Consider the following 26,008-nt stretch of genomic DNA (forward strand, 5'->3'; position numbering starts at 1 on the left):
GCTGGCTCCCATCGGGTATATTCCACCGGCGGAGGCTGAAGAAAACTATTACCGGCAGCTGACTGAAAAGGTCGCCGTCGAGGTCTAACTTAAACCAACCGGCCTCCACGAAAACCGGGGCGCTTCATTACCGTTGTGTATAACAGTTCCATCGTCTGTATAACCGCCGAATCCGTTTTTGGCTCGGTACAGGTAGCAGAGCGCTCCATTATCTAGATTTACAGCTTTCCATTTCCACTGGACTGAGTCCGGGTCACGCAGCGATTCTTTCACAGCAGTTTGTCCAAAGCTAATAGCGTAAAGACGCGCATTTGCAGCAACTTTTTCAAGTTCTTCTTTTGCCTCACGGGTAGCCTTCTCTTGGCGTTCATCCTCTTTAGCCTTTACTGCGGCTGCTTTTTCTGCCATTTTTTCTTCTTTGGTAAACGCTGGCGCAGATTCGATCGCATGATCTGGATTCGTGGTGCTTTCTTCAGAAACGCCTATCAAAAGCATGCCAACAAAAAACAATGACAATGGCAAAAGAAAAGGCAGTACCTTCAAAGAAAATTTGTTAAGACCGCCTTTATAACGAGATTGCAATCTCGCAGAAAGCTTAATAAGGGGTGACGCGGGGGTAATGCAAACTCCAGAAATAAAAATAACTACTCCTGCCATAAAATATTTAAACGCTAAAATCACTCCTATCAAAGCTACGAAGCAACCGAATATCCAAAGCACACCCTTAAAGAAACGCATAATCCCCTCCCCCTATTTATTGTGCTTGGATTGTAGGCGGATATGTCCGGACTGGGAATAGCTCAGGCTGATAGAGATTTTCTTAATTCAACGCGCAATATAGAACGTCACAAAAAGAGTTCAATGCCAAAATATGATTACTAATAACCAGCTCGCACCTTGGTAAATGGTAGTACTCAAACTCGAAAAGGCTCATTGATGAGTAAATCTAGCACTCCTACTACGTGCATTTATTGTTCAGGTGCTGGGCCATTTACGATAGAACATGTCATCCCCGCTGGACTTGGTGGAGACGACAAGCGTTTCCTTTTAAAAAAAATGGTCTGTGGTGATTGCAATACAAAAGTATTCTCACCTTTAGAGGCGGATTTTTTGCGCAACTCTACTGTTGCTTTGGGGCGTATTTTCATGCAGCCGTCCGGAAGAAAAAGAAACGGTGAATCCAACGCACCAAAATTCGGTGGTAGTTCAAAGCATCTATTGGACGCCGATGGACGTTTTAAAGAATTTGATTTTGGCATGTACGGCCGTCCAATCATTCTTCCTCAAATCGTGCAAAGCGATGATCAGACGTATAACTCAAGCAGTATTGACATCGATTCGTTCAGAATTTTTGTGCAGGATGCTCAAACCATAATGGATGATTCGTTGACCTGTGTGCGGAAGATGTCAGATGATGAGGGCTCAAATATGCTTGCCACTAATTACATTTGGTCGAACAAACAGTATGTGACTGCCGGCGCAGCAGAAGTAGTTACGAAGCTTCCCAAAAAATATCTATGGCAAGCGGAAATGGAGGTGGTCAGTGATAAGAACGGTCCTTCTTATGCACGCTTATTTAAGAGACGAAATGGTCAACTTGTTATCAAAATTGGGGCAGATCGAGACATCGAAAAGGTGCTGACTTTTTTTCGAAAATGTTTTGAGCAGATTGATCTTGGTTCTATTAAAGAGAAAAATATTGAAAACCCACTTGTCAGTGTGACCGCGAGTTTTCGCATCGATATTTTTCCAAGAATGATCGCAAAGATTGGGCTTAATCTCTTGGCTTATTTAACAGGACCGGATTACGTGCGTATCAGCCAATTCGATCAGATCAAGCAAACGATCGTTACGGGGACTCCGGAACTTCCAATTGTTCCTGAGCAAATGAGGGCAGACATGCTTCCAGTATTTGCTATGGTCCCTGAAGGGCACCATATGTTTGTGATTGCTGAAGTGCCGATGCCGAATGGACATTTGCAAATTGGAGTAGTTGCGCACTTGTATGGTTCACAAGTTGAAAATGTTATTTTGGGTGTCAATCTACCATCCTCTAAATTGTCGTTACCGGTGATTTTCACGGTAGATTACCGCGCCCATGTTATCGAGCAATACAGCTTCAATGCATTTTTCGAAAACTATGTCCGGCGCCTCCAAGAGACTAATGAATGATTGCTGTAGTCGCTTCCGGTGAGGAAAAAGTCGACCTTCATTTCGATCAATGAGAAGTTAAATGAATGTATTTATAGACACAGAGTTCACGAACTTTCTTGATCCACACTTCATCAGTTTCGGTACGCGAATTCTTTCAACCATTGATTGGCCCTGATCTTGATCTCGGACCTCCTACTAAAGCAAGTTTGCATCAGCTAAGAACCACGAGCCAGTAACAACGGGACCGACATGAAAAATAGAGTTAAGAAAAGACATTTTTATTTCTGCTTCATCTGCCGAGCTGCAGGGTACCAGCAGATGCCTCATGAAACGAAACGGCTAGAGGCATCGTTGCAGGATTTTGACCCTCTTCAGTTGGGTAATGAAGTGTGGGGGAATGTGGTGCCGGTTGGACTAGAGTTCGGTGCTGCTGAGATTACATAAGAGAACTGACTAATACGAATCAATGTGTGGTTCCGGTTGACTGAAGAGTTGGGCGTCGTTTCACTGTGCTGCTTTATGGCTCTTGATCAGGAACCAGCACATGCTGAGTGCTAGGGAGCGGCCAAGACGAGCCATTTGTTCCTCGGAGATACCAACTGGTCGATGCGATCCCGGGCTAACAAAACCGTATACGCCGGCAAGACCCTTTTCCTCTTCCGGGGTGATAAATCCTACAATCTTGAGAAATCCAATAACAGAACCCCACTTGGTATTGTCGTAGTGCGGAGAACTATTCGATTGCATGGCAACAGCGATTGCCTTTGCCAACGTTTCTAGAGCGACGCGAATGTCGTTGAGGCAGGCGTTGTAATTAGGCGGCGATGTACGAAATAGCTCAGACGCCGAATTAATTTTTAATATGATCTCCTCGGCGTCAGGCAAGCCGGAAGCATTCAACTCAATAAGAAGGTCGTCGTCGAGTGAAGGAGAATCACTGATTGATGGGTCAGTCTGCGTAATGTTTCTGCCTTCAATAAAATACCCATCGAGTTGCAAGCAACGGCACATGTCCGAAAATCGTTCGTCGTAACAATATTTTGGGCTTACACGGGAACGAAGGTCTCCTCCTGTTTGAGCAACTTCTTTGACAAGAGAAAGCAAGTTTTTATCATTCGCAGAAAGCAAGCAATTGGTAAGATCCGAGACCTGTTGCGGATTTATCTCAGAAATTCGCATGCCGTGTTTGTTCACCAACGCCACGCAGAAATCTTTTTGTTGGAGTTCGAGAAACTGTGCCAACGAATAGCGGGTTCTTGATCCAATCATATGCGGCCTATTCTATTGAGATACCCAACGTTTGAGGTAAGGGGCACGGAGCCAACTTGCCGACGGAACGTCCTCTTGATCGTAATCTGTTGACGATCGCCCAGAATTGCCCCCGGAGGTGGCACTACAACGATGCGTCAGTTTAAGCGATTCTCCACACTGAAATCCTGATATGTCGATTATGGTTATGACATTAAAACTTTTCGAATAGCATTAGCAAATCCGATGTCAAAAATCTTTCGACCACGCGAATTCAAAATTTCGCCATTCTTCCCTTCGGTCCATCCTTCTTGCTCGAGAAATTCTCTAGAAATTGCAAGATCAAGCGCCTGCCTTTCCGTATCAGACAGATCAACGCTGCTCATAACTTGAATTACTTGACCTTCAGCAGTGATGTTGATGTGGCCAGGGAGAACACGACGGTCAATTACAACACTGGCTTGAGAGCGAAGCAGCTTAACTTCTCCACGCAGGCGATCCCTATCGGCGATAACGTATCCCACTAATGCTCGCATGGCCGGATCGCTTATATTCAGGAGCAGATTCCGATCATCCGGAATTGAATCTCGTGATTTGCGTTCGCTGGTTCGCTGAGTACCAATGGTAGCGAAGGTTGCCCAAGATCGAATGAGGGTCTTGAAGTCTTGAGATGTTGAATTGTATAGAGCCCGTTTAGATAACCCTCCACGCTCTTGCGACATCATTCCTACCGTCGATAAAGAAAAGTCCCTACTACCAAGTCGATGGAGCTCGGCACACACCTCTTGCATAATTTGCAGGTTATGCTGTTTTTGTGGTCTAGATTCAGCGCAAAGGGCGTCGAAAAGTTGGGTGGGATCTATGGCTGTCATCAAGAGATATCCGATGGATGCGGCAAAGCTTTCGTCCTAGCTGCCAAGTCATATAGTCGCGCATGAGGCCGGTCTAGCTCTAATTCGAAGCGTGAGGTCCAGTCATCCTCTAGACCTAAGGCAGCCAGACTCTGTCCGGTCTCGATCATACCTACAACGCGCCGCAATCCGTTTCCGACATCGTCGGGCTGTGCAAGCACTGCCAAGTGATCCATAAAACGATTTCCCAATTGCAGCTGCTCGTCACGTGATAATTGTGCAAACACCGGTTGGTAGCCGTCCCGGTAAAGAGCACTATCAAGTAATTGCGATCGACGGAAAACTGCCTCGCCTGGATTTTCGTCAGGATACAACTCAGCATCCTGACAAATGCCGGATAGTTGTAGTAGCTCCGATTGCGTATTTTCAAAAACCAACTTCAAATCTTGCATGCCTCCGACAGCAATGAGTTGTTGTTTATCTTTTCCTTCCTGAGGGCCTTTCTCTATTAAACTGAAGCAACGCTTGATAAGTCTAAAAGTGGCGATTAGATCATGTCCTAGTTGGTCCGTTTTTGTAATTGCTGACTCCCAATGGGTGGAGGCTCTTACCAGATCTGCCTGTCCCGTAAATGGCGTTTTAGCCAATTCGGCCTGATAACGCTGAGCTTTTAGCGACTCCATAGAAACTTCATGCTTCTTGGCAACCTTTGCTTCTTCAACAAGGTGGTAACTCAGGTTATTAAAATGAGCTCGGAGTGCATCGATATAGTGTGGTTCGGTAATAAACCAGCGGCAACGTACGCAGTTACCTGCGCCACCAGGCACAGGAGCATAAATGTTGTTGGAGGCATCTTTGGTATTGCTTCGAAGAAGCTCGCCACCGTTTAGGCAACCTCCGATTTTTCCGTTGAATTCATCTGGCGAAGTATTACCGCCTACTAAACACATTCCGTAACTCCGCCCCATCCAGCCAGCAGGATTTCGGTCCTCTGGACGTATGGCCAATGCAGCCTTAATCCCTTCGATGTTGTTTGCTACTAATTTTTTGCTTAGTTCGCTGTATTCTGCCTCGAGCAAGAAATCTCGGAGACCTATCTCAGCAGTTTCTTGTAATTTTTTACTCGCATCATCGAGTATGCGTGTCATTTTCACGACCCCAATCTTCGTGTAATAAAGGGTCATGATGACGCGACTATGTCCAGCAACCAATTTGGCAAGAACAACAAGGGGCACTTCTGCATCGACGGCAAGGCAGGTCAGCAGTGACACGCGCAGACTATGCAATGGATAGAGTGTCGTTCGTGTTTTGTCTTCCACCACAAATTTTAACGGTCTCCCCTCTCCAGCTGTTTCTCCGCGCGCTGCACAACGTAATTCCAGTTCTTTGAGGAGCCGGTACCATAACGAGAACATTGTTTCGTCAATAATAGGCTTATAGCGATCATCATCTTCAGCGGCCGCATCTCGAAACAAAAAACATGTATTCGGCATGCGAGATAATTGATAGTCAGATCGCGGGCCTTTCAAGTGTCGATGATCAAGATCATGCCAACTAATTGCGTGTGGAAGAGGGTTATATTTTTCCTGCCAATTGCGCAGCTTCTCTAGCCAATATAGAAGTTCGGTATGCTGCCAGGGAATCACGTAGCCTGTTTCCCCTTGCTTGGTTACATCCGCAGTCTTGTTAGTGTTGATGTAAAGCGATGTACGGATTTCCCCAAGATCGAGATCACTCTGCTGTCGAAATATCCCGCGTTCAATCGGTTTTTTCTTGGTCCCCTCAGCATGTAGCCCGCGATTATTAAGCCAGCCGTTTGAGGTGTAACGCAAAGTGTCAGCTTCTCCTGAGTCCAGCATACGAACTTGGTGCGTGCGCAAGGGAATAATAAGTTTGGTAAGCAAAGCCACTGAGCGAGCTGGGCTCCACAATTCAAATATTTGCCTGTTTCCGCGCTTATAGCTAGTTCGTCGAGTTCGCCAAACACAATCAGGATCTTTGTAATCAATCTTGTCTTCAGTCACCTCAAACCAATCGTTACGCACTCCGTGGTGGCCATGTTTCACCGTGTGTGCCCACTCCCATTCACGAAATGTTTTTCCCGATGCAAGGCACTCGCGCAACTCAACGATATATCGGTAGGGTAGTGGCGAATGTACTGACTCATTGGGACGAATCGCTCCCTTTTGACTACGATAAGGAACTGGATTCCAAAATGCAGGACTGACCACAGGATGTCCATCATCATCAGGCTCCGAGAAATGATTCTCTAGCACCCAATCGAGAAAGATACGAACCTTATTATTCCATTTGATTCCACCATGCGATTGCGGCAAAGCGACCGTGTAGAAGTCAGGGAGTGGCTGGTTCCGTCGCATGAGGATGGAGGGTGCGAGAGGAAGACTTAATTCGTGCAAATAGTTTTTGAAAAATCGACGTAAACCGTTAATACGATCAGGCAATCCCAAGTGTTGAGTTGCCAACCAAGTGACAGCCAGTTTTTGCCACTCAGAGAATTCAGGACCGAGTTCACGGATCATCCACTCAAAGTTCACATCGGCTGCAACAGGCGTACGAATACTTCTTTTTCTTCTTGGCATAGAAATTACCTAAGTTTTGGATTAGGGCCAGATAGAAGCCCGTCAGGATCAACGTCTTCGAATCCATACGCCAATAATTTTTTGAGATCGAATGCTGGCTCTACATGACGCCCCTCCGCCGCTAGGAGGTCAAGTGTATGTGTGGCCGCATTGAGAGCGTTACTTACGTCTGTTGCACTTGGCGCGGTATAGATTGCTTGAGATGCAATGGATTTGTGATGCAGAGCTCTTTGCTTGACTTGTGGAGACACTCCACTGCGCATGAGTCTTCTCCCATAGGCATGGCGATGTGCGTGCGGTGTTGTACCCGAGGCCTTAGATGGAATTAACCCAATGCGACTTATAGCCCGTTGATGAGCTTGCTTGTAGTTGTCGATGCTGTACATGTCGCCTGCCGTGCCGTTTTTATGAACGACGAATGCATATGGATGAACACGAGGTAAATGTATGAGTTCGTTCAGGTACGTTTTCCATAAAAGCAAAAACAGTTTCCCCAACTCGGGTTGAAACCAATATGCCTCCATATAGTAATTACCATCGAGATTTGGGTCTTTCCAACCTGCATAACTCGTATTCATTAATTCATTACGAGGTTTCATTGCAAACTTACCGGCAAGATAAGCTGCACGATTGCACTTAATTGGGCGACCCCGCTCGTCAAGCCAGTCGTCAGGCGCTTCTCCTAAGCTTGGATGGTGGATCCGTACCTGAGCCGATGATGGGTCAAGTGGATTAGATTTCACATCATTAACCCATAAATGGAAGCACTCAGACAAACGAAAACCTGCACCGTGCATCAATAACGTGATTAGGCAGTCTCTGATATTCAGACGACTTTGTAGAGGGTCATGACCACTACCTCTAACAAGGCGAAAGCCGCGTAACAATAGATCTTCAAAGTGCTTCTCTGGAAATGCTACCGCGTCATCAGATACGCTGACTTTGGGAGATCGTCGTGCCAGAGTGCTGCGACTTGCCTCAGCTTGAGCAGGAGATATGCTGCGTCTGATATGACCGAGGAACGCACGATCCTTGCGAGCCATTGAGGCCGCAATAGCGACCATTTCGTCGTAAGTACTGGCGGAGCGTAAAGGGTTGAGTACATTGCCGCCCTGTCGATCGGCTAACCAACAAGAAAAATCCGTCAGGCGAGTAAGAATATTGCCGATAACGCGATGATTCTCGGGCTTCCAGTACAGACCACTTGGGTCACTCCCGTCAGGCCCGACAGTGCCAGAGTAAAGACGCTGGATAAAACTGTGAAATAGGCTTTCAGAATCTACGGGAAGGCACGCGTTAGCTTTAATGTATCTGAGCAGTAGTGCGACGTCATGCACGACTTTGCGCATCCAGGACAGACTACGATCATGTTGACGCCATAGGATGTAATCAACAAGAGGCAGGAATGGACCATCACTAGTGAGAATTACAGGGATTTCAGAGATCGCACCTGTCGCGTCTGATAAAACCTTTGCGCGAACGGTAACCAGCTCGATTAACTTTTCCATGCGCTTTCAATGAGACTAATTAGGTGAACTGAACCTTTGTAGTACTACATACCAAAACTATGTATGTTGTTAACATATGTAATCATATATCAATATCAGAGACCTACAATTTAGAGCAAAAATACTCAAATATTGGGCAAAAATATCTAAAACTGTTAATAACTATTGTATTTTTAAATCATCATATAACGCAATGGCAGTCGCCGTGCAGGCGCAAGGTGCTCACATCTCCAGCACGGTCATAGCAACGTTGCACGCCATCCAGCGCTTGCGTCACTACGCTGCGATAGGCGTCGAGCAAGTCAGGCGGGATGAAATTATTGGCCAGCAGGTAATCGCGTGGCTCACTGCCAAAAGTCTGGATATTCAGCGCCGGACGATGCTCGAAGTTCTTTAAGGCGCCCACCGCATGGATGCGGCCTATGAAACGCCCCAGCCATTCCAGCGTCGCCGGATCATCCAGCTCGGGTGCGCGTCCGCCATGACGGGCGAAGACGGCAAAGCGATAACCGGCAAACGCATGCAGGGTCTTGCCGTCTGCCAGCGCGGTGGCCGGTACCACCGGGATTTCGCTTTCCACCAGCTCATGGACGAAAGCGTGCTCTTCCAGGATGGCAGCGTCGGTCCAGCGTGCCGGACGATAAAACTTGGCCACCAGCGGCGGACCATCTTCCATGCCGACCTGGTAGACGCGGTTTTCATAGCTGTTCAGGGCCAGCAAGCGGCCATCGCTATACAGGCCGACGCTTTCCAGCGCGTCGAGCACGCAATCAGGTGTCAACGTGGAAAAAGACAAAGGGGTGGAATCATTCATTTGCCTATTGTACGGTGCCGCACCCCATAGACCCTTACTCAATATCAATAGATTTCATTGCCGCCCGGCCATCGCTTAGGCTAAGGGGTGCTGGTACACTGTCGCCCTGATCATCATTGAAGAAAATCCCGCCATGCATCTCGACCAGCCCCTATCCGACAAGGAATTCGACGAACTCGACAAATTCCTGCTTTCCGACCGCACTGCAGATGACTGCATGGCGATGGATTCGCTGCACGGCTACCTGACCGCACTGGTGGTCGGTCCGGAAGAAGTGCCACTGATCGAATGGTTGCCACATGTCTGGGGCGAAAACGCCGAAGCGGTACCGAAGTTCAAGAACGACAAGGAATACGACCGCATCGTCGGCCTGATCGCACGTTTCATGAATGAAATTGCGATTACGCTGGAAGTCGCACCCAAAGAATACGAACCACTGTTCTGCGAACACGAATGGGAAGGCAAGCCGGTACTGGACGGTGAAGCCTGGGCCTGGGGTTTCAACCTCGGCATGAGTCTGCGTGCCGAAGCATGGGAGCCTATCAATAGCTCGAACATCGCACCGCTGATGCGCCCTATCTATTTGCTGGGTGCAGAAGAAATCGAAGAAGAAGAAATGGTGCTGGTCGATAATCCGGTCAAATGCCACAAGCTGACCATAGAAATCGAATCCGCGATTCCGGAAATCCACAAGTTCTGGTTGCCACATCGCAAATCTGCGGTCAAAACCGTGCAGCGTGAAGAACCGAAAATCGGCCGCAACGACGATTGCTCGTGCGGCAGCGGCAAAAAGTATAAAAAATGCTGCGGCGCGGCTAGCGCAGAGTAATTAAATAAGTAAGCGACCAACAAAAAAGCCGGCACTCGCCGGCTTTTTTACGTCAGGCATGGCCTGCATTATTCCTTGATGAAATGCTCGCGGTAGTAGCGCAGCTCTTCGATCGATTCGAGGATGTCGGCCAGCGCGGTGTGCTTTTGGTGTTTCTTGAAGCCGTTGACCAGTTCAGGTTTCCAGCGACGGCACAGTTCTTTCAGGGTCGAGACGTCGAGGTTGCGATAGTGGAAGAAGGCTTCCAGCTTAGGCATGCCACGCGCCATGAAGCGGCGGTCCTGGCAAATAGTGTTGCCGCACATAGGCGATTTGCCGCTAGGGACGTATTTCTTGAGGAATTCGATCAGGGCGGTTTCGGCATCGGCTTCGGTCACGGTGGATGCCTTGATGCGGTCGATCAGACCGGAGCGGCCGTGCGTACCCTTATTCCAGGCATCCATGCCGTCCAGCACCTCATCCGATTGATGGATGGCAAATACCGGGCCTTCGCCCAGGATATTCAGGTTGGAATCAGTTACCACCACGGCAACTTCGATAATGCGGTCATTGTCTGGATCGAGTCCGGTCATTTCCATATCGACCCAGATCAGGTTGAACTCATTCGGGCGCAATGGGGTGGCAGATGACGACTCTAATTCAGTAGCTTGTGACATAATTGTTTTCCTTTAGCCTGCTCAATCCGCCATTTTCTCACAGGAAAAGAATGTCATCGCTCGCGTTTACCGTTTTGTTTGTCACTTTTCTGCTTATCAGCCTGCTGGTACGTTTCTGGCTGGCCTCGCGCCACATTCGCCACATCCAGGCGCATCGTGCTGCCGTGCCGCCACAATTCGTCGGGAAAATACCGCTGGAAGCACACCAGAAAGCGGCTGATTACTCGGTCGCGAAAACCAAATTTGCCCTGTTCATCGTGATCCTGAACGCCGCCACCCTGATCGGCTTTACGCTGATGGGCGGTTTGCAATGGTTGTCGGAAAGCGCGCTGTTTGTCTTCGGCCCCGGCTATCGCTATCAATTGGCGCTGGTACTGGCCTTCGCCCTGATCTCCGGCCTGATTGAGCTGCCGTTTGATTACTTCCGTCAATTCGTGCTGGAAGCGCGCTTCGGTTTCAACCGTATGTCGCCGCGCCTGTTCTTCACCGATCTGGCGAAAAGCACTGTCATCTCCCTCTCACTCGGTCTCGGCCTGGTCTGGGTCACCATCATCCTGATGGAAAAATCCGGCGACCTGTGGTGGCTGTATGCATGGATACTGTGGTGCTCGTTCCAAATGCTGATGCTGGTCCTGGTACCGCTCTTCATCGCACCACTGTTCAATAAATTCCAGCCACTGGAAGATGAAAACCTGCGCACCCGTATCGAAAACCTGATGCAGCGTGTCGGCTTCAAGGCCAGCGGCCTGTTCGTGATGGATGGCTCGCGTCGCAGCGCACACGGCAACGCCTACTTCTCCGGCTTCGGTGCGGCGAAACGCATCGTTTTCTTCGACACCCTGCTGGAACGCCTGGCACCGCATGAAATCGAAGCGGTACTGGCCCATGAACTCGGCCACTTCAAACTCAAGCACATCGTCAAGCGCATCGTCGTCATGTTTGCCGCTTCGCTCGCCTTCCTCGCCGTGCTCGGTTACCTGAAAAACCAGACCTGGTTCTACACCGGCCTCGGCGTTGAACCGATGATGGGCGCCAGCAATGATGCGATGGCACTGATCCTGTTTGCACTGGTCTTGCCGGTCTTCTCCTTCCTGTTCTCGCCACTGACTTCGCTCAGCTCGCGCAAACATGAATTCGAAGCCGATGCATTCGCCGCGCAACATACCAATTCGCAAGACCTGGTATCGGCACTGGTCAAACTGTATGAAGACAATGCGTCGACCCTGACGCCTGATCCGCTGCATTCGGCGTTCTACGATTCGCACCCGCCTGCTACGGTACGTATCAACAAACTGCTGGCGGCAGGTTGAGCCTGGACACCATGAGCAGCGCCGCCGACTTACGCCTGCAAACATGCCGACCACAAACGTCGGCATTGTCGGCAGCGGAAGTCGCGACTTATTTGCAGGCGCTGCCTGACTGGCAGCTGCAAGACGGCAAAATCGTACGGGTCTATACCTTCCAGAATTACTACCGGACGCTAGCCTTTGTGAATGCCATCGCCTACACCATACACACGGAAGACCATCATCCGGAACTGGTGATCACCTATAAGCAATGCGTAGTGAAATACGACACCCACTCAGTCAATAACGGGCAAGGTGGCCTGTCACTCAACGATTTCATTTGCGCTGCCAAGCTGGACGCGATTTACGCGCAGTCAGTAGCACGGACTGCATCCTGATGACTACACTCATTACCGGTATCGTCATAGCCGCACATGGCCGTCACTATCTAGTGCAAACCGATAGCGCGAAACTGCAATGTGTGACGCGTGGCAAAAAGAGTGATGTCGCCGTCGGCGACGTCGTCAAACTGAAACTGACCTCGGCCAACCAGGGCGTGATCGAAGAAATCACCGAACGCGACACCCTGCTGTACCGGTCCGACCAGTACAAATCCAAGCTGCTGGCCGCGAATGTGTCGCAACTCTTCATCGTGGTGGCAACCGAGCCGGGCTTTTCCGATGACCTGGTATCGCGTTCGCTGGTCGCAGCCGAAGCAGCAGGCGTCAAGGTACACATCATCCTGAATAAGATAGACGTGGTCGCCTCGCTGGAGAAAACCCGGCAGCGCGTCGCCTTCTATGCCAGCCTTGGCTATCCGGTGCATGAAGTATCGGCCACCACACAGCCGGAAGCGACCTGCGCTACGCTATTGCCATTATTGACAGGTAATTCAACCATCCTGATCGGCCAGTCCGGCATGGGCAAGTCGTCCATCATCAACCTGATCGTGCCGGATGCCGACATTGCCGTGCGTGAGATTTCGGCCGCGCTCGATACCGGCAAGCACACGACGACCTTTACCCGTTTGTACACAATTGATGACGAAACAGCGATCATCGATTCACCAGGTTTCCAGGAATTCGGTCTTTATCATTTGACCGAAGGCATGCTGGAACGCGCTTTCCCTGAATTCGCGTCCTACCTGGGACACTGCAAGTTTTATAACTGCCATCATACAAATGAGCCGGAATGTGCGATCCGCACTGCGGTTGCCGATGGTGCGATAGCCCCTATGCGCCATGCGCTCTACCTGCAGTTATTGCATGAATCATCACAAAAGCTGTACTAGAGGAAGGGTAGTACCCGGCCTTAAAGCTGGCTTTTAGATCGAAATCCCTTATAATTGAAGCAGTTACAACAATCGGCGGCAGGCGCCAACCTAGCCGCCGTTTTCAATTATGGCAATCAAACACTTTCTGCAGTTTTCCGATTTAACGCTGGATGAATTCGAGCACGTCATAGAACGTACCCGTGTTATCAAGCGCAAATTCAAGAACTACGAGCCCTACCATCCGCTCAGCGACCGTACGCTGGTGATGGTGTTCGAAAAGAATTCCACCCGCACCCGCCTGTCCTTTGAAGCCGGCATGCACCAGCTCGGCGGCGCAGCGATCTACCTCAACACCCGCGACAGCCAGCTTGGTCGCGGTGAACCGGTAGAAGATGCAGCACAAGTGATGTCCCGCATGTGCGACATCATCATGATCCGTACTTTCGGCCAGGAAATCATCGAGCGTTTCGCTGCGAATTCGCGCGTACCGGTGATCAACGGCCTGACCAATGAACATCATCCCTGCCAGGTACTGGCCGATGTCTTTACCTATATAGAACAACGCGGCTCGATCAAGGGCAAGACCGTGGCCTGGGTCGGCGATGCCAACAACATGCTCTACTCCTGGCTGCAGGCAGCGCAGGTATTCGACTTCCACGTCAATGTCTCGACGCCTAAAGGCTACGAAATCGACCAGTCGCTAGTCGCGATGGACAACACGCATTACACGCTGCATGCCTCACCATCGGACGCCTGTGCCGGGGCGCACCTGGTCACGACCGACGTCTGGACCAGCATGGGCTTTGAAGAAGAAAACGCAGCACGCCTGAAAGCCTTCGACGGCTGGATCGTCGATGCCGCCAAGATGAAACGCGCGCAGCCGGATGCATTGTTCATGCACTGCCTGCCGGCACATCGCGGCGAAGAAGTTGCCGCCGAAGTCATAGACGGACCGCAATCCGTGGTCTGGGACGAAGCAGAGAATCGCCTGCATGTACAAAAGGCCTTGCTCGAATACCTCGTCCTCGGTCGGCTAGATTAATCAGATACCACCTAACCATTTCCCCGCTCAGTCACCACTGACCTAACTACACCAAGTACGCGAAGCACACACCATGTCGAATATCCTCCAATCCGTTCCCGTCAATCAAAAAGTAGGCATCGCCTTTTCCGGCGGCCTGGATACCAGCGCAGCCTTGCACTGGATGCGTCAAAAAGGCGCGATTCCATATGCGTACACGGCTAACCTGGGTCAGCCTGATGAAACCGACTACAACGCGATTCCGCAAAAAGCAAAAGCTTACGGTGCCGAACTGGCGCGCCTGATTGACTGCCGTGAACAACTGGTAGCCGAAGGCATTGCAGCCCTGCAAAGCGGCGCTTTCCATATCTCGACCGCAGGTGTGACTTACTTCAACACCACCCCGCTGGGTCGCGCTGTCACCGGCACCATGCTGGTCGCTGCGATGAAAGAAGACAACGTCGACATCTGGGGCGATGGCAGCACCTTCAAGGGTAATGACATCGAACGTTTCTACCGCTACGGCCTGTTGATGAATCCGGCGCTGCGCATTTACAAACCATGGCTGGATGACACCTTCATCCAGGAACTGGGCGGCCGCAAGGAAATGTCGGAATTCCTGATCAAGTCCGGCTTCGACTACAAAATGTCGGTAGAAAAAGCCTACTCGACTGACTCCAACATCCTCGGCGCTACGCACGAAGCGAAAGACCTGGAAGAACTGAGCAGCGGCATGAAGATCGTTGAACCTATCATGGGTGTCGCGTTCTGGCGTGACGACGTCGAAGTCAAACGTGAAGAAGTCACCGTGCGCTTCGAAGAAGGTCGTCCGGTTGCTTTGAACGGCGTGACTTACACCAATATGGTGGAATTGATGCTGGAAGCCAATCGCATCGGCGGTCGTCACGGCCTCGGCATGAGCGACCAGATCGAAAACCGCATCATCGAAGCGAAGAGCCGCGGCATCTACGAAGCTCCGGGCCTGGCTTTGCTGTTCATTGCTTACGAACGCCTGGTTACCGGCATCCACAACGAAGACACCATCGAGCAATACCGCGAAAGCGGTCGTCGTCTCGGTCGCCTGTTGTATCAAGGCCGCTGGTTCGATCCGCAAGCCATCATGTTGCGTGAAGCAGCACAGCGCTGGGTGGCACGTGCAGTGACCGGTGAAGTCACCATCGAACTGCGTCGCGGTAACGATTACTCGATCCTCAACACCGTATCGGCCAACCTGACCTATGCGCCGGAACGCCTGTCCATGGAAAAAGTCGAAGACGCGCCGTTCTCGCCTGCTGACCGTATCGGTCAACTGACCATGCGCAACCTGGACATCACTGACACCCGTCAAAAACTCGGCATCTACAACGATGTCGGCCTGCTGACCGGTAACACCTCGGTATCCCTGCCGCGCATCGCCAAAGACAGCGACAAATAATTTTTAATTTATCTCCCTATCAGAGCACAACTCATGAGCACACAATTCGATCAAGTCAGCGTCATCAAGAAAGCCAACATCTACTTCGACGGCAAATGCGTATCGCACAGCGTCCTGTTTGCTGATGGCACCAAGAAAACCATAGGCGTGATTTTCCCATCGACGCTGAAGTTCAACACTGGCGCAGCAGAAATCATGGAATTGAATGCAGGCAAATGCCGCATCCGCCTGGCTGGTGCAACTGACTGGGAAACCTACGAAGGTGGTCAGCAATTCAATGTACCGGCCAACTCCAGCTTCGATATCGAAACCATCGATACCCTGGACTACGTTTGCCACTTCGTCTAAAAAATTCCGTCTGACGCAAACAACTGACAAAGACCGGACAAAGCTACCGGTCTTTGTGTTTTTCTTGCAGGACGCATAGCTGCATATCACGGAGTAAACATGTCTTCGAACGCCCCTGCGATCGTCCTGACCGGCGACCGCCCAACTGGTCCCCTGCACCTCGGCCACTACATCGGCTCATTGAAGTCGCGCCTGGAGCTGCAGGACACCCACAAGCAATTCATCCTGCTGGCGGATACGCAAGCGATGACCGATAACGTCGGCCGTCATCAACGCGTGACCGAAAACGTACTCGAAGTTGCGCTCGACTATCTGGCGGTCGGCATCGATCCGGAGAAATCCACCATCTTCATCCAGTCGCAGATCCCTGAACTGTATGAACTGTCGATGGTGCTGTTGAATCTGGTGACGGTATCGCGCCTGGAGCGCAATCCGACCATCAAGGAAGAAATCCGCCTGCGTAATTTCGAACGCGATATCCCTGCCGGCTTCCTGACCTACCCGGTCAGCCAGGCCGCTGACATTACAGCGTTCAAGGCGACGCTGGTACCAGTCGGTAACGACCAGCTGCCTATGATTGAGCAAACCAATGAGCTGGTGCGCAAGTTCAACAGCGTGGTCGGCAAAGATATCCTGGTTGAGTGCAAGGAACTGCTGTCGGCCACCAGCCGCCTGCCTGGCATCGATGGCAAGGCCAAGATGAGCAAATCACTCGGCAACTCCATTGCGCTGGGCGCAACCGCCGCAGAGATCAAAAAAGCAGTGAATGCGATGTACACCGACCCGAATCACCTGAAAGTGGAAGATCCGGGCCAGGTCGATGGCAATGTGGTGTTTTCCTTCCTCGATGCCTTTGATGATGACAAGGCGGCAGTGGAAGAATTGAAAGCACATTATCGCCGCGGCGGTCTGGGTGACAGCGTGGTCAAGCGTCGCCTGGAAGCGCAGCTGCAAGCGATGATAGAGCCGATACGCACGCGTCGTGAAGCATATGCACAAGACAAAGGCGAAGTACTCGCCATGCTCAAACGCGGTACCGAGCGTGCACGTGCAGTCGCAGCCAAAACACTGTCTGAAGTCAATGCTTCGATGGGGCTGAACTACTTTGACTAAGGCATTCCGTTTGATTGCATAGCCAACAAAAAAGCCCGACTTTGTCATGAAGCCGGGCTTTTTCATAAAAGGTTCGGTCTGGACGGCCTTGCATGCCTTCCACCATAATGGCGCATTAAGGATAGCTCTCTGCCAGTTTGAATTAACTTACATCGCGCGACTTAGCCGCTGTGTTTTAACTAAGAAAGAAAAGCATGATTCTTGGAATTGATGTCGGCGGCACCCATACCGATTCGGTATTGATGCAAAACCGCAAAATTATCCGCAAATCCAAAGTACTGACCGACAAGAACGATATCCTCGGTTGCGTCATGCGCGCCACCCAGGCTGTCGCTACACCTGAAGATATCAAGCAACTGCATCGCATCGTCCTCAGCACCACCATCTCGACCAATGCCGTGGCACAGAACCAGCTCGATCCGGTCGGCCTGATCGTCATGAACGGCCCTGGCGTGTCGCCCAAGGACTTACCGCTGGCTGACCAGACTACGCTGATCGCCGGTTATATGAATCACCGCGGCATAGAAGCAGAGGCGCTGGACGACGATGAGCTGGCTGCGCTGAAACAGCAATTCAGCAAGGACAAGATCGAGAACCTGGCCGTGATCGGCAAATTCTCTACCCGCAATCCGGTGCATGAACAGGAAGTCGGTGCCTACTTTGATAGCCAGGCCAGCCATGTGTCGCTGGGTCACCATCAATCCGGCGTGCTGAACTTCCCGCGTCGCATCGCCACCACTTATCTCAACGCGGCGATCTGGCGTCTGCACAGCCGCATGGTTGATCAACTGGCCAGCTACCTGCAAGGCCTGGGCGTTGATGTCCCGCTCTTCATCCTGAAGGCGGACGGCGGCACCATAGGTGTCGAACCATCGCGCAAGTATCCGGTGCAAACCATCTTGTCCGGCCCGGCTGCCACCATCATGGGCGTGCTACCTTTCGTCAGCTCGACAGCCGACTCGGTATCGATAGACGTCGGCGGCACCACCACCGACATCGCCTTGTTCGCCAATGGCGCTCCACTGCTGGAACCACAAGGCGTAGAGATCGAAGGACACAAAACTCTGATACGCGGCTTGCTCACGCATTCGATGGCACTCGGTGGCGACAGCCAGGTACAGGTAGTCAATGGCGCATTGCAGATCGGTCCGGAACGCAAAGGTTCGGCGATGGCTTTCGATGGCCCATTCCCGACGCCTACCGATGCATTGATCGTACTTGGCCGCGCCAACATCGGCGACCAGGCCAAAGCGTTACGCGCGATGGAAGGCCTGGCGACCAGCCTGCAGCAAACACCACAACAGGTGGCGCAAGCGATTGTCGACATCATGTGTGGTCGCATTGCAGCCAAGGTCAATGAAATGATTGCAGAGGTCAACAGCAAGCCGGTCTACACCATCCATGAACTGCTGGAAGGCAAGGTCCTGCAACCGCAACAATTGATCGCAGTCGGTGGTCCTGCTCCTTATATCGCCGAGCAGGTCGGCGCATTGCTAGCCCTGCCCGCCATCGTGCCGCAGGATTCAGAAGTGATTAATGCCTGCGGTGCAGCGATGGCACGCACCACGGTCGAATTGAATCTGCTGGCCGATACCGAATCGCAGCAACTGAGCTTCGCCGAAGATGGCCGTAAACAAAAGATTTCGTCGCGCACCAGCGTCGATGAGATCGTCGAGATCGGCAAGGAACGATTGCTGGAAATCGCCCGGGCTGCCGGTGCACGCGATGAAGACCTCGAAGTCGAAGTCGCTGACCTGCAATCCTTCAACGTCATTCATGGCTACGCCACTACCGGCAAAAACATACGTGTCCGCTTGCAGATCAAACCCGGACTTATCAAGCAACAGCAATAAGCAAAGCGTGAGGAACACATCGTGACTAAAAAAACAGGTTTGGTATTTTTCCCCGCATTTGATTATGCGATCTCACCCACACATCCGGAGCGTGAAGAGCGCCTGCTGTACACGCAGGATCAGGTCTTTGAAGAAGGCTTGCTGGATTTCGACAACATCAAGGAATTCAAACCCGGCGTTGCTACCGTCGAAGATATCCAGCGCGTGCATTTCTGCGTGCCTGGCATCGATGAAATCGTGCATGCCTCGCACCTGATCGCAGTCGGTGGCTGCATCACGGCAGCAGACAAGGTGATGACCAAGGAAGTCGACAATGCATTTGCACTGGTGCGCCCTTGCGGCCACCACTCCTATCGCGTGGTCCATGGCAGCCGTGGCTTTTGCACGCTGAACATGGAAGCCATCATGGTCGAGTATATCCGCCACAAATATGGCGTGAAGAAGATTGCCATCGTCGATACCGATTGCCATCATGGTGATGGTTCGCAGGACATCTTTTGGCACGATCCGAATACCCTTTTCATCTCCATGCACCAAGATGGTCGTACGCTCTACCCTGGCTCCGGTTTTGCTGACGAACTCGGCGGCCCGAATGCTTTCGGCACCACCATCAACCTACCTATGCCGCCGGACACCTGCGAAGAAGGCTTCCTGTATGTGCTGGATGAAATCGTCATGCCTATCCTCGACGAATTCAAACCCGACCTCATCATCAACTCGGCCGGACAGGATAACCACTACTCCGATCCGATCACCAATATGAAATTCACCGCGCGTGGATATGCAGTGCTGAATCAGCGGCTGGCACCGGACCTGGCCGTGCTGGAAGGTGGCTACTCGATCGAAACGGCGCTGCCTTACATCAACACCGGCATCATCCTGGCGATGGCAGGCATGGACTTCAGCCACATCAAGGAACCAGACTACGATGCGGAAAGCCAGAAGCAACCGGCCAACATCACCGCCTATCTGGAAAAACTGAAAGACGCGACCTTCCATCACTGGAACAACCGACATGAATTGCGTGAACAGGTGTATCCGGAACAGGAATTCCACAAGCGCAGCATGGATGTGTATTACGACACCGACGGCATACGTGAAAACATCAACGAAACCGTGCGTTCCTGCCCGGATTGCGGTGGTACGGTCGTGATCGATTCGCGTTGCAACGATACGCGCAACCACATCCTGGCGGTGCAAATCCCACGCTATGCGTGCGCACCGTGCCGTAGCTATGGTGAAGAGCAATATGCGAATGCACCTGCCGGACGCTACACGCAAGTCTTCCTGCAAGACAAGGACAAGGATATTTACTTGTCCAAGTAAGAGGTTCTGAAGAGAGTAGATACAGTGTCGGTTGCAGTTTCAGGCAGCCGACACTGCCTGTATGAATCAGCCTAAGGTGCGCAAGACATCACTGCCATACGGCGACAGCAACCATCCCACCAACGCGCAATGCAGCACGACCGTCACCCAGTAAATACGCTGGAATGAAGGCTTGCTGGTTTTATGCCGCAACAATCTTTGTGCGATAAACCCGCCCGGCCAGCCGCCGAGGAAGTCCAGCACGTGCAAATTGTTTTCGCTGATACGCCATGTGCCTTTGCGCGCAGCCGATTTATCGATCGCATACGCGGCAAAACTCAGCAGACTGAGCGTGAAATAACTACCCAGCACCTGCAATAAAATCTTGCTATCCATTATTTAGAACTCATTTCGTGAATATCCTTGAGATGCGTTCCAGCAACTCAAAGAAAAATCGGTTCAGGTTCCAGCTGCACATCGAAGCGCTGTGCCACGTCGGCCTGTATTGCTGCGGCTAGTTGTGCAATATCGGCACCGCTGGCACCACCACGATTGATCAGCACCAGCGCCTGGTTTTCATAGACCCCGGCTGCACCGGCAGTCCTGCCCTTCCAGCCACACTGGTCTATCAGCCAGCCAGCGGCCAGCTTGACGCTGCCATCCGGCTGCGCATAGTTGACCATCTGCGGATAACGCTGCAACAAGCTATCGCGCTGTGCCGGCGTTACTACCGGATTCTTGAAGAAACTACCGGCGTTACCGATGACGGCAGGATCGGGCAATTTACGCGTGCGTATGGCGATCACGGCTGCACTGATGTCCTGCGCTGTCGGTTCGGTAATCAAACGTGCGGCTAGTTCATGCGCCACATCGGCATAGCGCACATTGGGCTGCCATTGCTTGGGCAAGGCGAAGGTCACGTCCAGCACCACTGCCCGGTCACGCAACTCGTGCTTGAAGACACTGTCGCGGTAAGCAAACCGGCAGGCTGCCTTGTCCAGCACGCGCTGTTCACCGGTGGCGAAGTCAAACAGTGTCAACGCGTGAAATCGATCCTTGATCTCTATGCCATACGCACCGATGTTCTGGATAGGTGCCGCCCCCACGCTACCCGGTATCAGCGACAGGTTTTCCAGCCCGCCCAGCCCGTGTTCCAACGTCCATAGGACAAACTGATGCCAGTTTTCCCCGGCGGCAGCACGTACATAAGTGGCGGTCTCATCTTCACCAATGATTTCTATCCCCTTGATGCCCATATGCAGCACCAGGCCGGGGAAATCACGTGTCAAAAGGATATTGCTGCCGCCGCCCAGCACCAGGCGTGGCAAGGCAGCCAGCATGGCATCCTGCCGCACCTGCTCCAGCTGCGCTGGGTCGGTGACAGGAAGATAGGCTTGCGCACTCGCCGCTACCCCGAAGGTATTCAGGTGGCGCAAGGAATAATGGTGCTGTACGGGCAAAGATTGAGTCATAGTGGGCGATTATAATCGCAGCACTAGCTGCCCGGTTTTTTGTCCGTTAGAATGGCAGCCAAACCGAATCAACCACAGGCTTACGCCGGCTCCCTGCCGCGAGCCCAGCAAGAAGGAAATCATCATGCCATCGTTTGATACCGTATCCGAAGCCAATATGGTCGAAGTAAAAAATGCCGTCGACCAGGCTGGCAAGGAAATCACTACCCGTTTCGACTTCAAGGGCAGCGATGCCCGCGTTGAACAAAAAGACCGTGACCTGACCGCTTACGCCGACTCCGAATTCCAGTTGAATCAGGTACTGGATGTGCTGACCAACAAACTGGTAAAACGCAACGTAGACGTACGTTTCCTCGACCGCGGCAAGATTGAAAAAATCGGCGGCGACAAGGTCAAGCAAGTCATCAAAATCAAAAACGGCATCGAAACCGAAGCGGCGAAGAAAATCGTGCGCATCATCAAAGACAGCAAGATGAAAGTGCAAGCCAGCATCCAGGGTGACGCCGTGCGCGTGACCGGTGCCAAGCGTGACGACTTGCAAGCGGCGATGGCCATGCTGCGCAAGGAAGTCGCTGACCTGCCACTGGAATTCAACAATTTCCGCGACTAAACATCCCGCTCGCAAGCAGTCCGAGCACACTCAGGCCAGCGCCATGAAAACTACACTGCTTGCAACTTTCTTGTTCCTGCTCAGCTGGCAGGCACATGCAACGGACTCAGCCACCAACATTAGCGTGGTTGGCCTGTTTCCCGGCAAAGCGGTATTGGTCATAAACGGCGGCGCACCCAAGACCTACTCGGTCGGCAACCCCATCACAACAGGCATCACACTGGTCGACGTCGACCAAACCACCGCGACGGTAGCCAGCAATGGCAAAAAGCAGCGCATAGAGATAGGCGGCCACGTCAATCGCATCGCGCCGTCCGGCTCCAGCAGCGTCACGCTGCAAGCCGACGCACAAGGCCACTTCCTGGTCCAGGGACAAATCAACGGCGGCAGCATGCGCATGCTGGTAGACACCGGCGCATCAATGATCGCACTGTCCGCCGCCGATGCGAAAAGACTGGGCATAGACTACCGCAAAGGTCGCCAGACTTACGTCAACACCGCCAACGGCACTATCCCTGCGTACCACGTCGTGCTCAACACAGTAAAAGTCGGCGACATCGTCCTCAATCAGGTCGATGCACTGGTGCAGGAAAACAATCTCGGCTTCGCCCTGCTCGGCATGTCTTTCCTGAAACGTACCGAGATGCGACGTGAAGGCGAGCAAATGATGCTGACCAAACGGTTTTAGCAATCAAACGAACAGATAATAAAAAACGGGCACTGCATGCAGTACCCGTTTTTATTTCAGCTTAGCGCTCTTACGCGTCCGGATCCTTGACGTGACGGCGTTGTTTGACCGCTTCCGCCAGGCCTTCCAGTACGCCCAGGCTGTCTTCCCAGTTGATGCAACCGTCGGTGACGGACTGGCCATAGACCAGTTCCTTGCCCGGGATCAGATCCTGGCGACCTGCCACCAGGTGCGATTCGACCATGACACCAACAATACGGGTATCACCACCAGCAACTTGCTTGGCAATATCAGCGCAGACCGGGATTTGGTTTTCCGGTTTCTTCGAGCTGTTCGCGTGCGAAGTGTCGATCATCAGGCGTGAAGCCAGGCCATTGGCAGCGATGTCCTTGCATGCCTGCTCAACGCTGGCGGCATCGTAGTTAGGCGTTTTACCGCCGCGCAGGATGACGTGGCAATCTTCATTGCCGAGCGTCGAGACAATCGCGGAGTGACCACCCTTGGTCACCGACAGGAAGTGATGCGGCTGCGAAGCAGCCTTGATCGCATCAACCGCGATTTTCACATTGCCATCGGTACCGTTCTTGAAACCGACCGGGCACGACAGGCCGGATGCCAGTTCACGGTGTACTTGCGACTCGGTGGTACGCGCACCAATCGCGCCCCAGCTGATCAGGTCGGCGATGTACTGCGGGCTGATTACGTCGAGGAATTCGGTACCTGCAGGCAGGCCCAGTTCGTTGATGTTCAACAGCAATTCGCGTGCAATGCGCAAACCGTCATTGATGCGGAAGCTGTTGTCCATGTACGGATCGTTGATCAGGCCTTTCCAGCCGACCGTGGTACGTGGTTTTTCGAAGTACACGCGCATCACGATTTCGAGCTCACCAGCGTAGCGCTCACGCTCCTTGATCAGGCGGTTCGCGTATTCCATCGCGGCCTTGGGATCGTGGATGGAGCAAGGTCCGATCACCACCATCAGGCGGTCATCCTGGCCATGCAAAATACGATGCAGGGCAACGCGCGCATTGGCTGCGGTGGTTTCTGCTTTTTCGGTAATACCCAGCTCACGTATCAAATGAGATGGTGGCGTCAGTTCTTTCATTTCTCGAATCCGTAAATCATCTGTGCGTGGCATGTTTTTCTCCAGTCAAAATCTGTTCTGTAAAAATAAAAAACCGCCATCGCGGGCGGTTTTTTAAAGAATTTCGGTCTAAGCTTTTTTTACCTGCGCGCTTACCGCTTCTCCACCGCCGTTGGGCTGGAATAGCTAAAGTAAAAGTAAAATTGGAAGCGCGAGGAAGTCATGTTTTCACGTGTAATGCGGTTATCTGTCAGCAATAGTGCAATAAATCCGCGGGTTTCGCAAGTAAAACGGTTAAAAGGCGTGACAGATATGGCAATTATGGCCTGAATACCAACACTATCAGGCCGTACCGCCCACTGTCACCCCATCGATACGCAAGGTAGGCTGACCAACGCCTACCGGCACGCTCTGGCCTTCTTTGCCACAAACGCCGACACCGCTGTCGAGGCGCATGTCATTGCCTATCATCGAAACGCGATTCAGTACGTCAGGACCATTACCGATCAGGGTTGCACCTTTGACCGGGTAAGTTACCTTGCCGTTTTCTATCATGTACGCTTCGCTGGCCGAGAATACGAATTTACCGTTGGTAATGTCGACCTGACCACCGCCGAAGTTCACCGCATACAAACCGTTCTTCACCGATGCCAGGATTTCAGCCGGGTCTTTATCGCCGCCCAACATATAAGTGTTGGTCATGCGTGGCATAGGCAGGTGCGCAAACGATTCGCGACGTGCATTACCCGTCACCGGCATTTTCATCAGGCGCGCATTCATGGTGTCCTGGATATAGCCTTTCAGGATGCCGTCTTCGATCAGCGTCGTGCATTGCGTCGGATTGCCTTCGTCATCGATATTCAGCGAACCGCGACGATCGGCGATCGTACCGTCATCCACCACGGTGACGCCTTTGGCCGCAACGCGTTCACCGATACGACCGGAGAATGCACTGGAGCCTTTGCGGTTGAAGTCACCTTCCAGACCGTGACCGATGGCTTCATGCAGCAAGACGCCAGGCCAGCCCGGGCCCAGCACTACGGTCATCGGACCTGCTGGCGCCGGACGCGAGTCCAGGTTCACCAGTGCCGAAGCAACGGCTTCGCTCGCATATTTTTCCAGCAATTCATCGTCGAAGTAAGCATAGCTATAGCGACCACCACCACCACTGGAACCCATTTCGCGACGACCGTTTTGTTCAGCAATGACAGTAATCGAAACACGTACCAAAGGACGGATATCGGCAGCCAGCACGCCATCGCTGCGCACTACTAACACCACATCATATTCTCCGGCGAGGCCCGCCATGACTTGCACCACACGCGGATCTTTGGCGCGTGCGATACGCTCTATTTTTTCCAGCAGTTTTACTTTTTCCGTTGCATCCAGCGAAGTCAGCGGGTCATGCGGCAGGTACAGCGAACGACCACCGGCCGGCTGGATCGCCGATGCCACCTTGATCTTGCCTGCGCCCTGGCGCGCGATGGTACGGGTCGCCTGTGCTGCTTCTAGCAAAGCACGTTCGGAGATTTCATCCGAATACGAGAATGCAGTCTTGTCGCCGGAGACAGCGCGTACACCGACGCCCTGGTCGATGGAGAAGCTGCCGGTCTTGACGATGCCTTCTTCCAGACTCCAGCCTTCACTTTTGGTGAACTGGAAATACAAATCTGCATAGTCGACGCGATGCGTAAACATCGACCCCAGCGTTTTGATCAGGACAGATTCATCCAGGCCAAAAGGCGTCAACAGTACATCGCGGGCGACGGCTAGCGTTTTGAGATTTGGTTCGAATGGAGTCATTGTGTCTTTGCTATTCACGCGTCAAGCGCAAAAATTGATTCGGATAGGCGAATTGTA

24 protein-coding genes and 1 pseudogene are annotated in these 26,008 nt (G+C 52.1%); 14 read left to right on the plus strand and 11 right to left on the minus strand.

All coding sequences use genetic code 11. The features are described 5' to 3' along the window. Positions 1 to 84 precede the first annotated feature (84 nt). The gene (locus tag IXC47_RS00005) at positions 85 to 738 is read right to left on the minus strand and encodes a hypothetical protein (RefSeq protein ID WP_195874332.1); all 654 of its coding nucleotides are present in this window, start codon (positions 736 to 738) and stop codon (positions 85 to 87) included. A gap of 198 nt (positions 739 to 936) precedes the next feature. On the opposite strand from IXC47_RS00005, the gene IXC47_RS00010 reads away from it, so the two are divergent. Next, positions 937 to 2,172, plus strand: a complete 1,236-nt coding sequence (locus IXC47_RS00010) for a hypothetical protein (protein WP_195874333.1) — start codon at positions 937 to 939, stop codon at positions 2,170 to 2,172. 231 nt (positions 2,173 to 2,403) lie between these two features. Then, positions 2,404 to 2,598, plus strand: a complete 195-nt coding sequence (locus tag IXC47_RS00015) for a hypothetical protein (RefSeq protein ID WP_195874334.1) — start codon at positions 2,404 to 2,406, stop codon at positions 2,596 to 2,598. A 60-nt stretch (positions 2,599 to 2,658) separates the two neighbouring features. On the opposite strand, the gene IXC47_RS00020 is transcribed toward IXC47_RS00015, so the two are convergent. The 5 genes and pseudogenes from IXC47_RS00020 to IXC47_RS00040 form a co-directional block, all read right to left on the minus strand. Beyond that, positions 2,659 to 3,423, minus strand: a complete 765-nt coding sequence (locus tag IXC47_RS00020; protein ID WP_195874335.1) for a hypothetical protein — start codon at positions 3,421 to 3,423, stop codon at positions 2,659 to 2,661. A gap of 185 nt (positions 3,424 to 3,608) precedes the next feature. Further along, the gene (gene gmtX, locus IXC47_RS00025) at positions 3,609 to 4,274 is read right to left on the minus strand and encodes a gamma-mobile-trio protein GmtX (protein WP_195874336.1); all 666 of its coding nucleotides are present in this window, start codon (positions 4,272 to 4,274) and stop codon (positions 3,609 to 3,611) included. Next, positions 4,274 to 6,853, minus strand: coding sequence for a gamma-mobile-trio integrase GmtZ (gene gmtZ / locus IXC47_RS00030; protein WP_195874337.1), 2,580 nt, complete (start codon positions 6,851 to 6,853; stop codon positions 4,274 to 4,276). Before gmtZ ends, gmtX begins: the two co-directional genes overlap by 1 nt. 5 nt (positions 6,854 to 6,858) lie before the next feature. Next, the gene (gene gmtY / locus IXC47_RS00035; RefSeq protein WP_195874338.1) at positions 6,859 to 8,361 is read right to left on the minus strand and encodes a gamma-mobile-trio recombinase GmtY; all 1,503 of its coding nucleotides are present in this window, start codon (positions 8,359 to 8,361) and stop codon (positions 6,859 to 6,861) included. Positions 8,362 to 8,554: 193 nt separating this feature from the next. Then, positions 8,555 to 9,175, minus strand: a pseudogene (locus tag IXC47_RS00040) (serine/threonine protein kinase); the annotation flags it as partial. A 133-nt stretch (positions 9,176 to 9,308) separates the two neighbouring features. On the opposite strand from IXC47_RS00040, the gene IXC47_RS00045 reads away from it, so the two are divergent. Beyond that, on the plus strand, positions 9,309 to 10,004 hold the full coding sequence (locus IXC47_RS00045; RefSeq protein WP_195874339.1) for a UPF0149 family protein: 696 nt from the start codon (positions 9,309 to 9,311) through the stop codon (positions 10,002 to 10,004). A gap of 68 nt (positions 10,005 to 10,072) precedes the next feature. On the opposite strand, the gene orn is transcribed toward IXC47_RS00045, so the two are convergent. After that, positions 10,073 to 10,660 carry an oligoribonuclease gene (orn, locus tag IXC47_RS00050; protein ID WP_175625315.1) on the minus strand — a complete coding sequence of 196 codons (588 nt, stop codon included), beginning with the start codon at positions 10,658 to 10,660 and terminating at the stop codon, positions 10,073 to 10,075. 50 nt (positions 10,661 to 10,710) lie between these two features. Between orn and IXC47_RS00055 the strand changes: the two genes are divergently transcribed. From IXC47_RS00055 to IXC47_RS00095, 9 genes are all read left to right on the plus strand, one after another. Then, on the plus strand, positions 10,711 to 11,970 hold the full coding sequence (locus IXC47_RS00055; RefSeq protein WP_175625314.1) for a M48 family metallopeptidase: 1,260 nt from the start codon (positions 10,711 to 10,713) through the stop codon (positions 11,968 to 11,970). A gap of 11 nt (positions 11,971 to 11,981) precedes the next feature. Further along, entirely contained in the window at positions 11,982 to 12,344 is a 363-nt protein-coding gene (locus tag IXC47_RS00060; protein ID WP_195874340.1) for a 4a-hydroxytetrahydrobiopterin dehydratase, read from the plus strand. After that, positions 12,344 to 13,237, plus strand: a complete 894-nt coding sequence (gene rsgA, locus IXC47_RS00065; RefSeq protein ID WP_195874341.1) for a ribosome small subunit-dependent GTPase A — start codon at positions 12,344 to 12,346, stop codon at positions 13,235 to 13,237. Before IXC47_RS00060 ends, rsgA begins: the two co-directional genes overlap by 1 nt. 109 nt (positions 13,238 to 13,346) lie before the next feature. Further along, positions 13,347 to 14,261 (plus strand): ornithine carbamoyltransferase, encoded by a 915-nt coding sequence (gene argF / locus IXC47_RS00070; protein ID WP_175625312.1) that lies wholly within the window; start codon positions 13,347 to 13,349, stop codon positions 14,259 to 14,261. Positions 14,262 to 14,334: 73 nt separating this feature from the next. Next, the gene (argG, locus tag IXC47_RS00075) at positions 14,335 to 15,675 is read left to right on the plus strand and encodes an argininosuccinate synthase (RefSeq protein WP_175625311.1); all 1,341 of its coding nucleotides are present in this window, start codon (positions 14,335 to 14,337) and stop codon (positions 15,673 to 15,675) included. Positions 15,676 to 15,708: 33 nt separating this feature from the next. Further along, positions 15,709 to 16,023 (plus strand): pyrimidine/purine nucleoside phosphorylase, encoded by a 315-nt coding sequence (gene ppnP / locus IXC47_RS00080; protein ID WP_012078710.1) that lies wholly within the window; start codon positions 15,709 to 15,711, stop codon positions 16,021 to 16,023. 99 nt (positions 16,024 to 16,122) lie between these two features. Continuing rightward, positions 16,123 to 17,136, plus strand: coding sequence for a tryptophan--tRNA ligase (trpS, locus tag IXC47_RS00085; RefSeq protein WP_195874342.1), 1,014 nt, complete (start codon positions 16,123 to 16,125; stop codon positions 17,134 to 17,136). A gap of 194 nt (positions 17,137 to 17,330) precedes the next feature. After that, on the plus strand, positions 17,331 to 18,989 hold the full coding sequence (locus IXC47_RS00090; protein WP_195874343.1) for a hydantoinase/oxoprolinase family protein: 1,659 nt from the start codon (positions 17,331 to 17,333) through the stop codon (positions 18,987 to 18,989). 21 nt (positions 18,990 to 19,010) lie between these two features. Further along, entirely contained in the window at positions 19,011 to 20,315 is a 1,305-nt protein-coding gene (locus tag IXC47_RS00095; protein WP_195874344.1) for a histone deacetylase family protein, read from the plus strand. A gap of 66 nt (positions 20,316 to 20,381) precedes the next feature. Here IXC47_RS00095 and IXC47_RS00100 read toward each other — a convergent pair whose 3' ends face one another. Both IXC47_RS00100 and murB read right to left on the minus strand, forming a co-directional pair. Then, positions 20,382 to 20,690, minus strand: a complete 309-nt coding sequence (locus tag IXC47_RS00100; protein ID WP_195874345.1) for a DUF1294 domain-containing protein — start codon at positions 20,688 to 20,690, stop codon at positions 20,382 to 20,384. A gap of 47 nt (positions 20,691 to 20,737) precedes the next feature. Beyond that, positions 20,738 to 21,766, minus strand: coding sequence for a UDP-N-acetylmuramate dehydrogenase (gene murB, locus IXC47_RS00105; RefSeq protein ID WP_195874346.1), 1,029 nt, complete (start codon positions 21,764 to 21,766; stop codon positions 20,738 to 20,740). A 124-nt stretch (positions 21,767 to 21,890) separates the two neighbouring features. Between murB and IXC47_RS00110 the strand changes: the two genes are divergently transcribed. Both IXC47_RS00110 and IXC47_RS00115 read left to right on the plus strand, forming a co-directional pair. Continuing rightward, entirely contained in the window at positions 21,891 to 22,376 is a 486-nt protein-coding gene (locus tag IXC47_RS00110; protein WP_195874347.1) for a YajQ family cyclic di-GMP-binding protein, read from the plus strand. Positions 22,377 to 22,419: 43 nt separating this feature from the next. After that, entirely contained in the window at positions 22,420 to 23,064 is a 645-nt protein-coding gene (locus IXC47_RS00115; protein ID WP_195874348.1) for a retropepsin-like aspartic protease family protein, read from the plus strand. A 70-nt stretch (positions 23,065 to 23,134) separates the two neighbouring features. Here IXC47_RS00115 and aroG read toward each other — a convergent pair whose 3' ends face one another. Then, positions 23,135 to 24,202: a 3-deoxy-7-phosphoheptulonate synthase AroG gene (gene aroG / locus IXC47_RS00120; RefSeq protein WP_175625303.1), complete on the minus strand. Its 1,068-nt coding sequence runs from the start codon at positions 24,200 to 24,202 to the stop codon at positions 23,135 to 23,137. A 288-nt stretch (positions 24,203 to 24,490) separates the two neighbouring features. Continuing rightward, positions 24,491 to 25,951, minus strand: coding sequence for a metalloprotease TldD (gene tldD, locus IXC47_RS00125; protein ID WP_175625302.1), 1,461 nt, complete (start codon positions 25,949 to 25,951; stop codon positions 24,491 to 24,493). Between the last annotated feature and the right edge of the window lie 57 nt (positions 25,952 to 26,008).

The organism is Herminiimonas contaminans (assembly GCF_015645465.1).
Lineage (GTDB): Bacteria > Pseudomonadota > Gammaproteobacteria > Burkholderiales > Burkholderiaceae_D > Oxalicibacterium > Oxalicibacterium contaminans.

Coding starts and splice junctions, on each gene's coding strand:
- IXC47_RS00005 (WP_195874332.1), bottom strand. CDS start 738: ATGCGTTTCTTTAAGGGTGTGCTTTGGATATTCGGTTGCTTCGTAGCT.
- IXC47_RS00010 (WP_195874333.1), top strand. CDS start 937: ATGAGTAAATCTAGCACTCCTACTACGTGCATTTATTGTTCAGGTGCT.
- IXC47_RS00015 (WP_195874334.1), top strand. CDS start 2,404: ATGAAAAATAGAGTTAAGAAAAGACATTTTTATTTCTGCTTCATCTGC.
- IXC47_RS00020 (WP_195874335.1), bottom strand. CDS start 3,423: ATGATTGGATCAAGAACCCGCTATTCGTTGGCACAGTTTCTCGAACTC.
- gmtX (WP_195874336.1), bottom strand. CDS start 4,274: ATGACAGCCATAGATCCCACCCAACTTTTCGACGCCCTTTGCGCTGAA.
- gmtZ (WP_195874337.1), bottom strand. CDS start 6,853: ATGCCAAGAAGAAAAAGAAGTATTCGTACGCCTGTTGCAGCCGATGTG.
- gmtY (WP_195874338.1), bottom strand. CDS start 8,361: ATGGAAAAGTTAATCGAGCTGGTTACCGTTCGCGCAAAGGTTTTATCA.
- IXC47_RS00045 (WP_195874339.1), top strand. CDS start 9,309: ATGCATCTCGACCAGCCCCTATCCGACAAGGAATTCGACGAACTCGAC.
- orn (WP_175625315.1), bottom strand. CDS start 10,660: ATGTCACAAGCTACTGAATTAGAGTCGTCATCTGCCACCCCATTGCGC.
- IXC47_RS00055 (WP_175625314.1), top strand. CDS start 10,711: ATGTCATCGCTCGCGTTTACCGTTTTGTTTGTCACTTTTCTGCTTATC.
- IXC47_RS00060 (WP_195874340.1), top strand. CDS start 11,982: ATGAGCAGCGCCGCCGACTTACGCCTGCAAACATGCCGACCACAAACG.
- rsgA (WP_195874341.1), top strand. CDS start 12,344: ATGACTACACTCATTACCGGTATCGTCATAGCCGCACATGGCCGTCAC.
- argF (WP_175625312.1), top strand. CDS start 13,347: ATGGCAATCAAACACTTTCTGCAGTTTTCCGATTTAACGCTGGATGAA.
- argG (WP_175625311.1), top strand. CDS start 14,335: ATGTCGAATATCCTCCAATCCGTTCCCGTCAATCAAAAAGTAGGCATC.
- ppnP (WP_012078710.1), top strand. CDS start 15,709: ATGAGCACACAATTCGATCAAGTCAGCGTCATCAAGAAAGCCAACATC.
- trpS (WP_195874342.1), top strand. CDS start 16,123: ATGTCTTCGAACGCCCCTGCGATCGTCCTGACCGGCGACCGCCCAACT.
- IXC47_RS00090 (WP_195874343.1), top strand. CDS start 17,331: ATGATTCTTGGAATTGATGTCGGCGGCACCCATACCGATTCGGTATTG.
- IXC47_RS00100 (WP_195874345.1), bottom strand. CDS start 20,690: ATGGATAGCAAGATTTTATTGCAGGTGCTGGGTAGTTATTTCACGCTC.
- murB (WP_195874346.1), bottom strand. CDS start 21,766: ATGACTCAATCTTTGCCCGTACAGCACCATTATTCCTTGCGCCACCTG.
- IXC47_RS00110 (WP_195874347.1), top strand. CDS start 21,891: ATGCCATCGTTTGATACCGTATCCGAAGCCAATATGGTCGAAGTAAAA.
- IXC47_RS00115 (WP_195874348.1), top strand. CDS start 22,420: ATGAAAACTACACTGCTTGCAACTTTCTTGTTCCTGCTCAGCTGGCAG.
- aroG (WP_175625303.1), bottom strand. CDS start 24,202: ATGCCACGCACAGATGATTTACGGATTCGAGAAATGAAAGAACTGACG.
- tldD (WP_175625302.1), bottom strand. CDS start 25,951: ATGACTCCATTCGAACCAAATCTCAAAACGCTAGCCGTCGCCCGCGAT.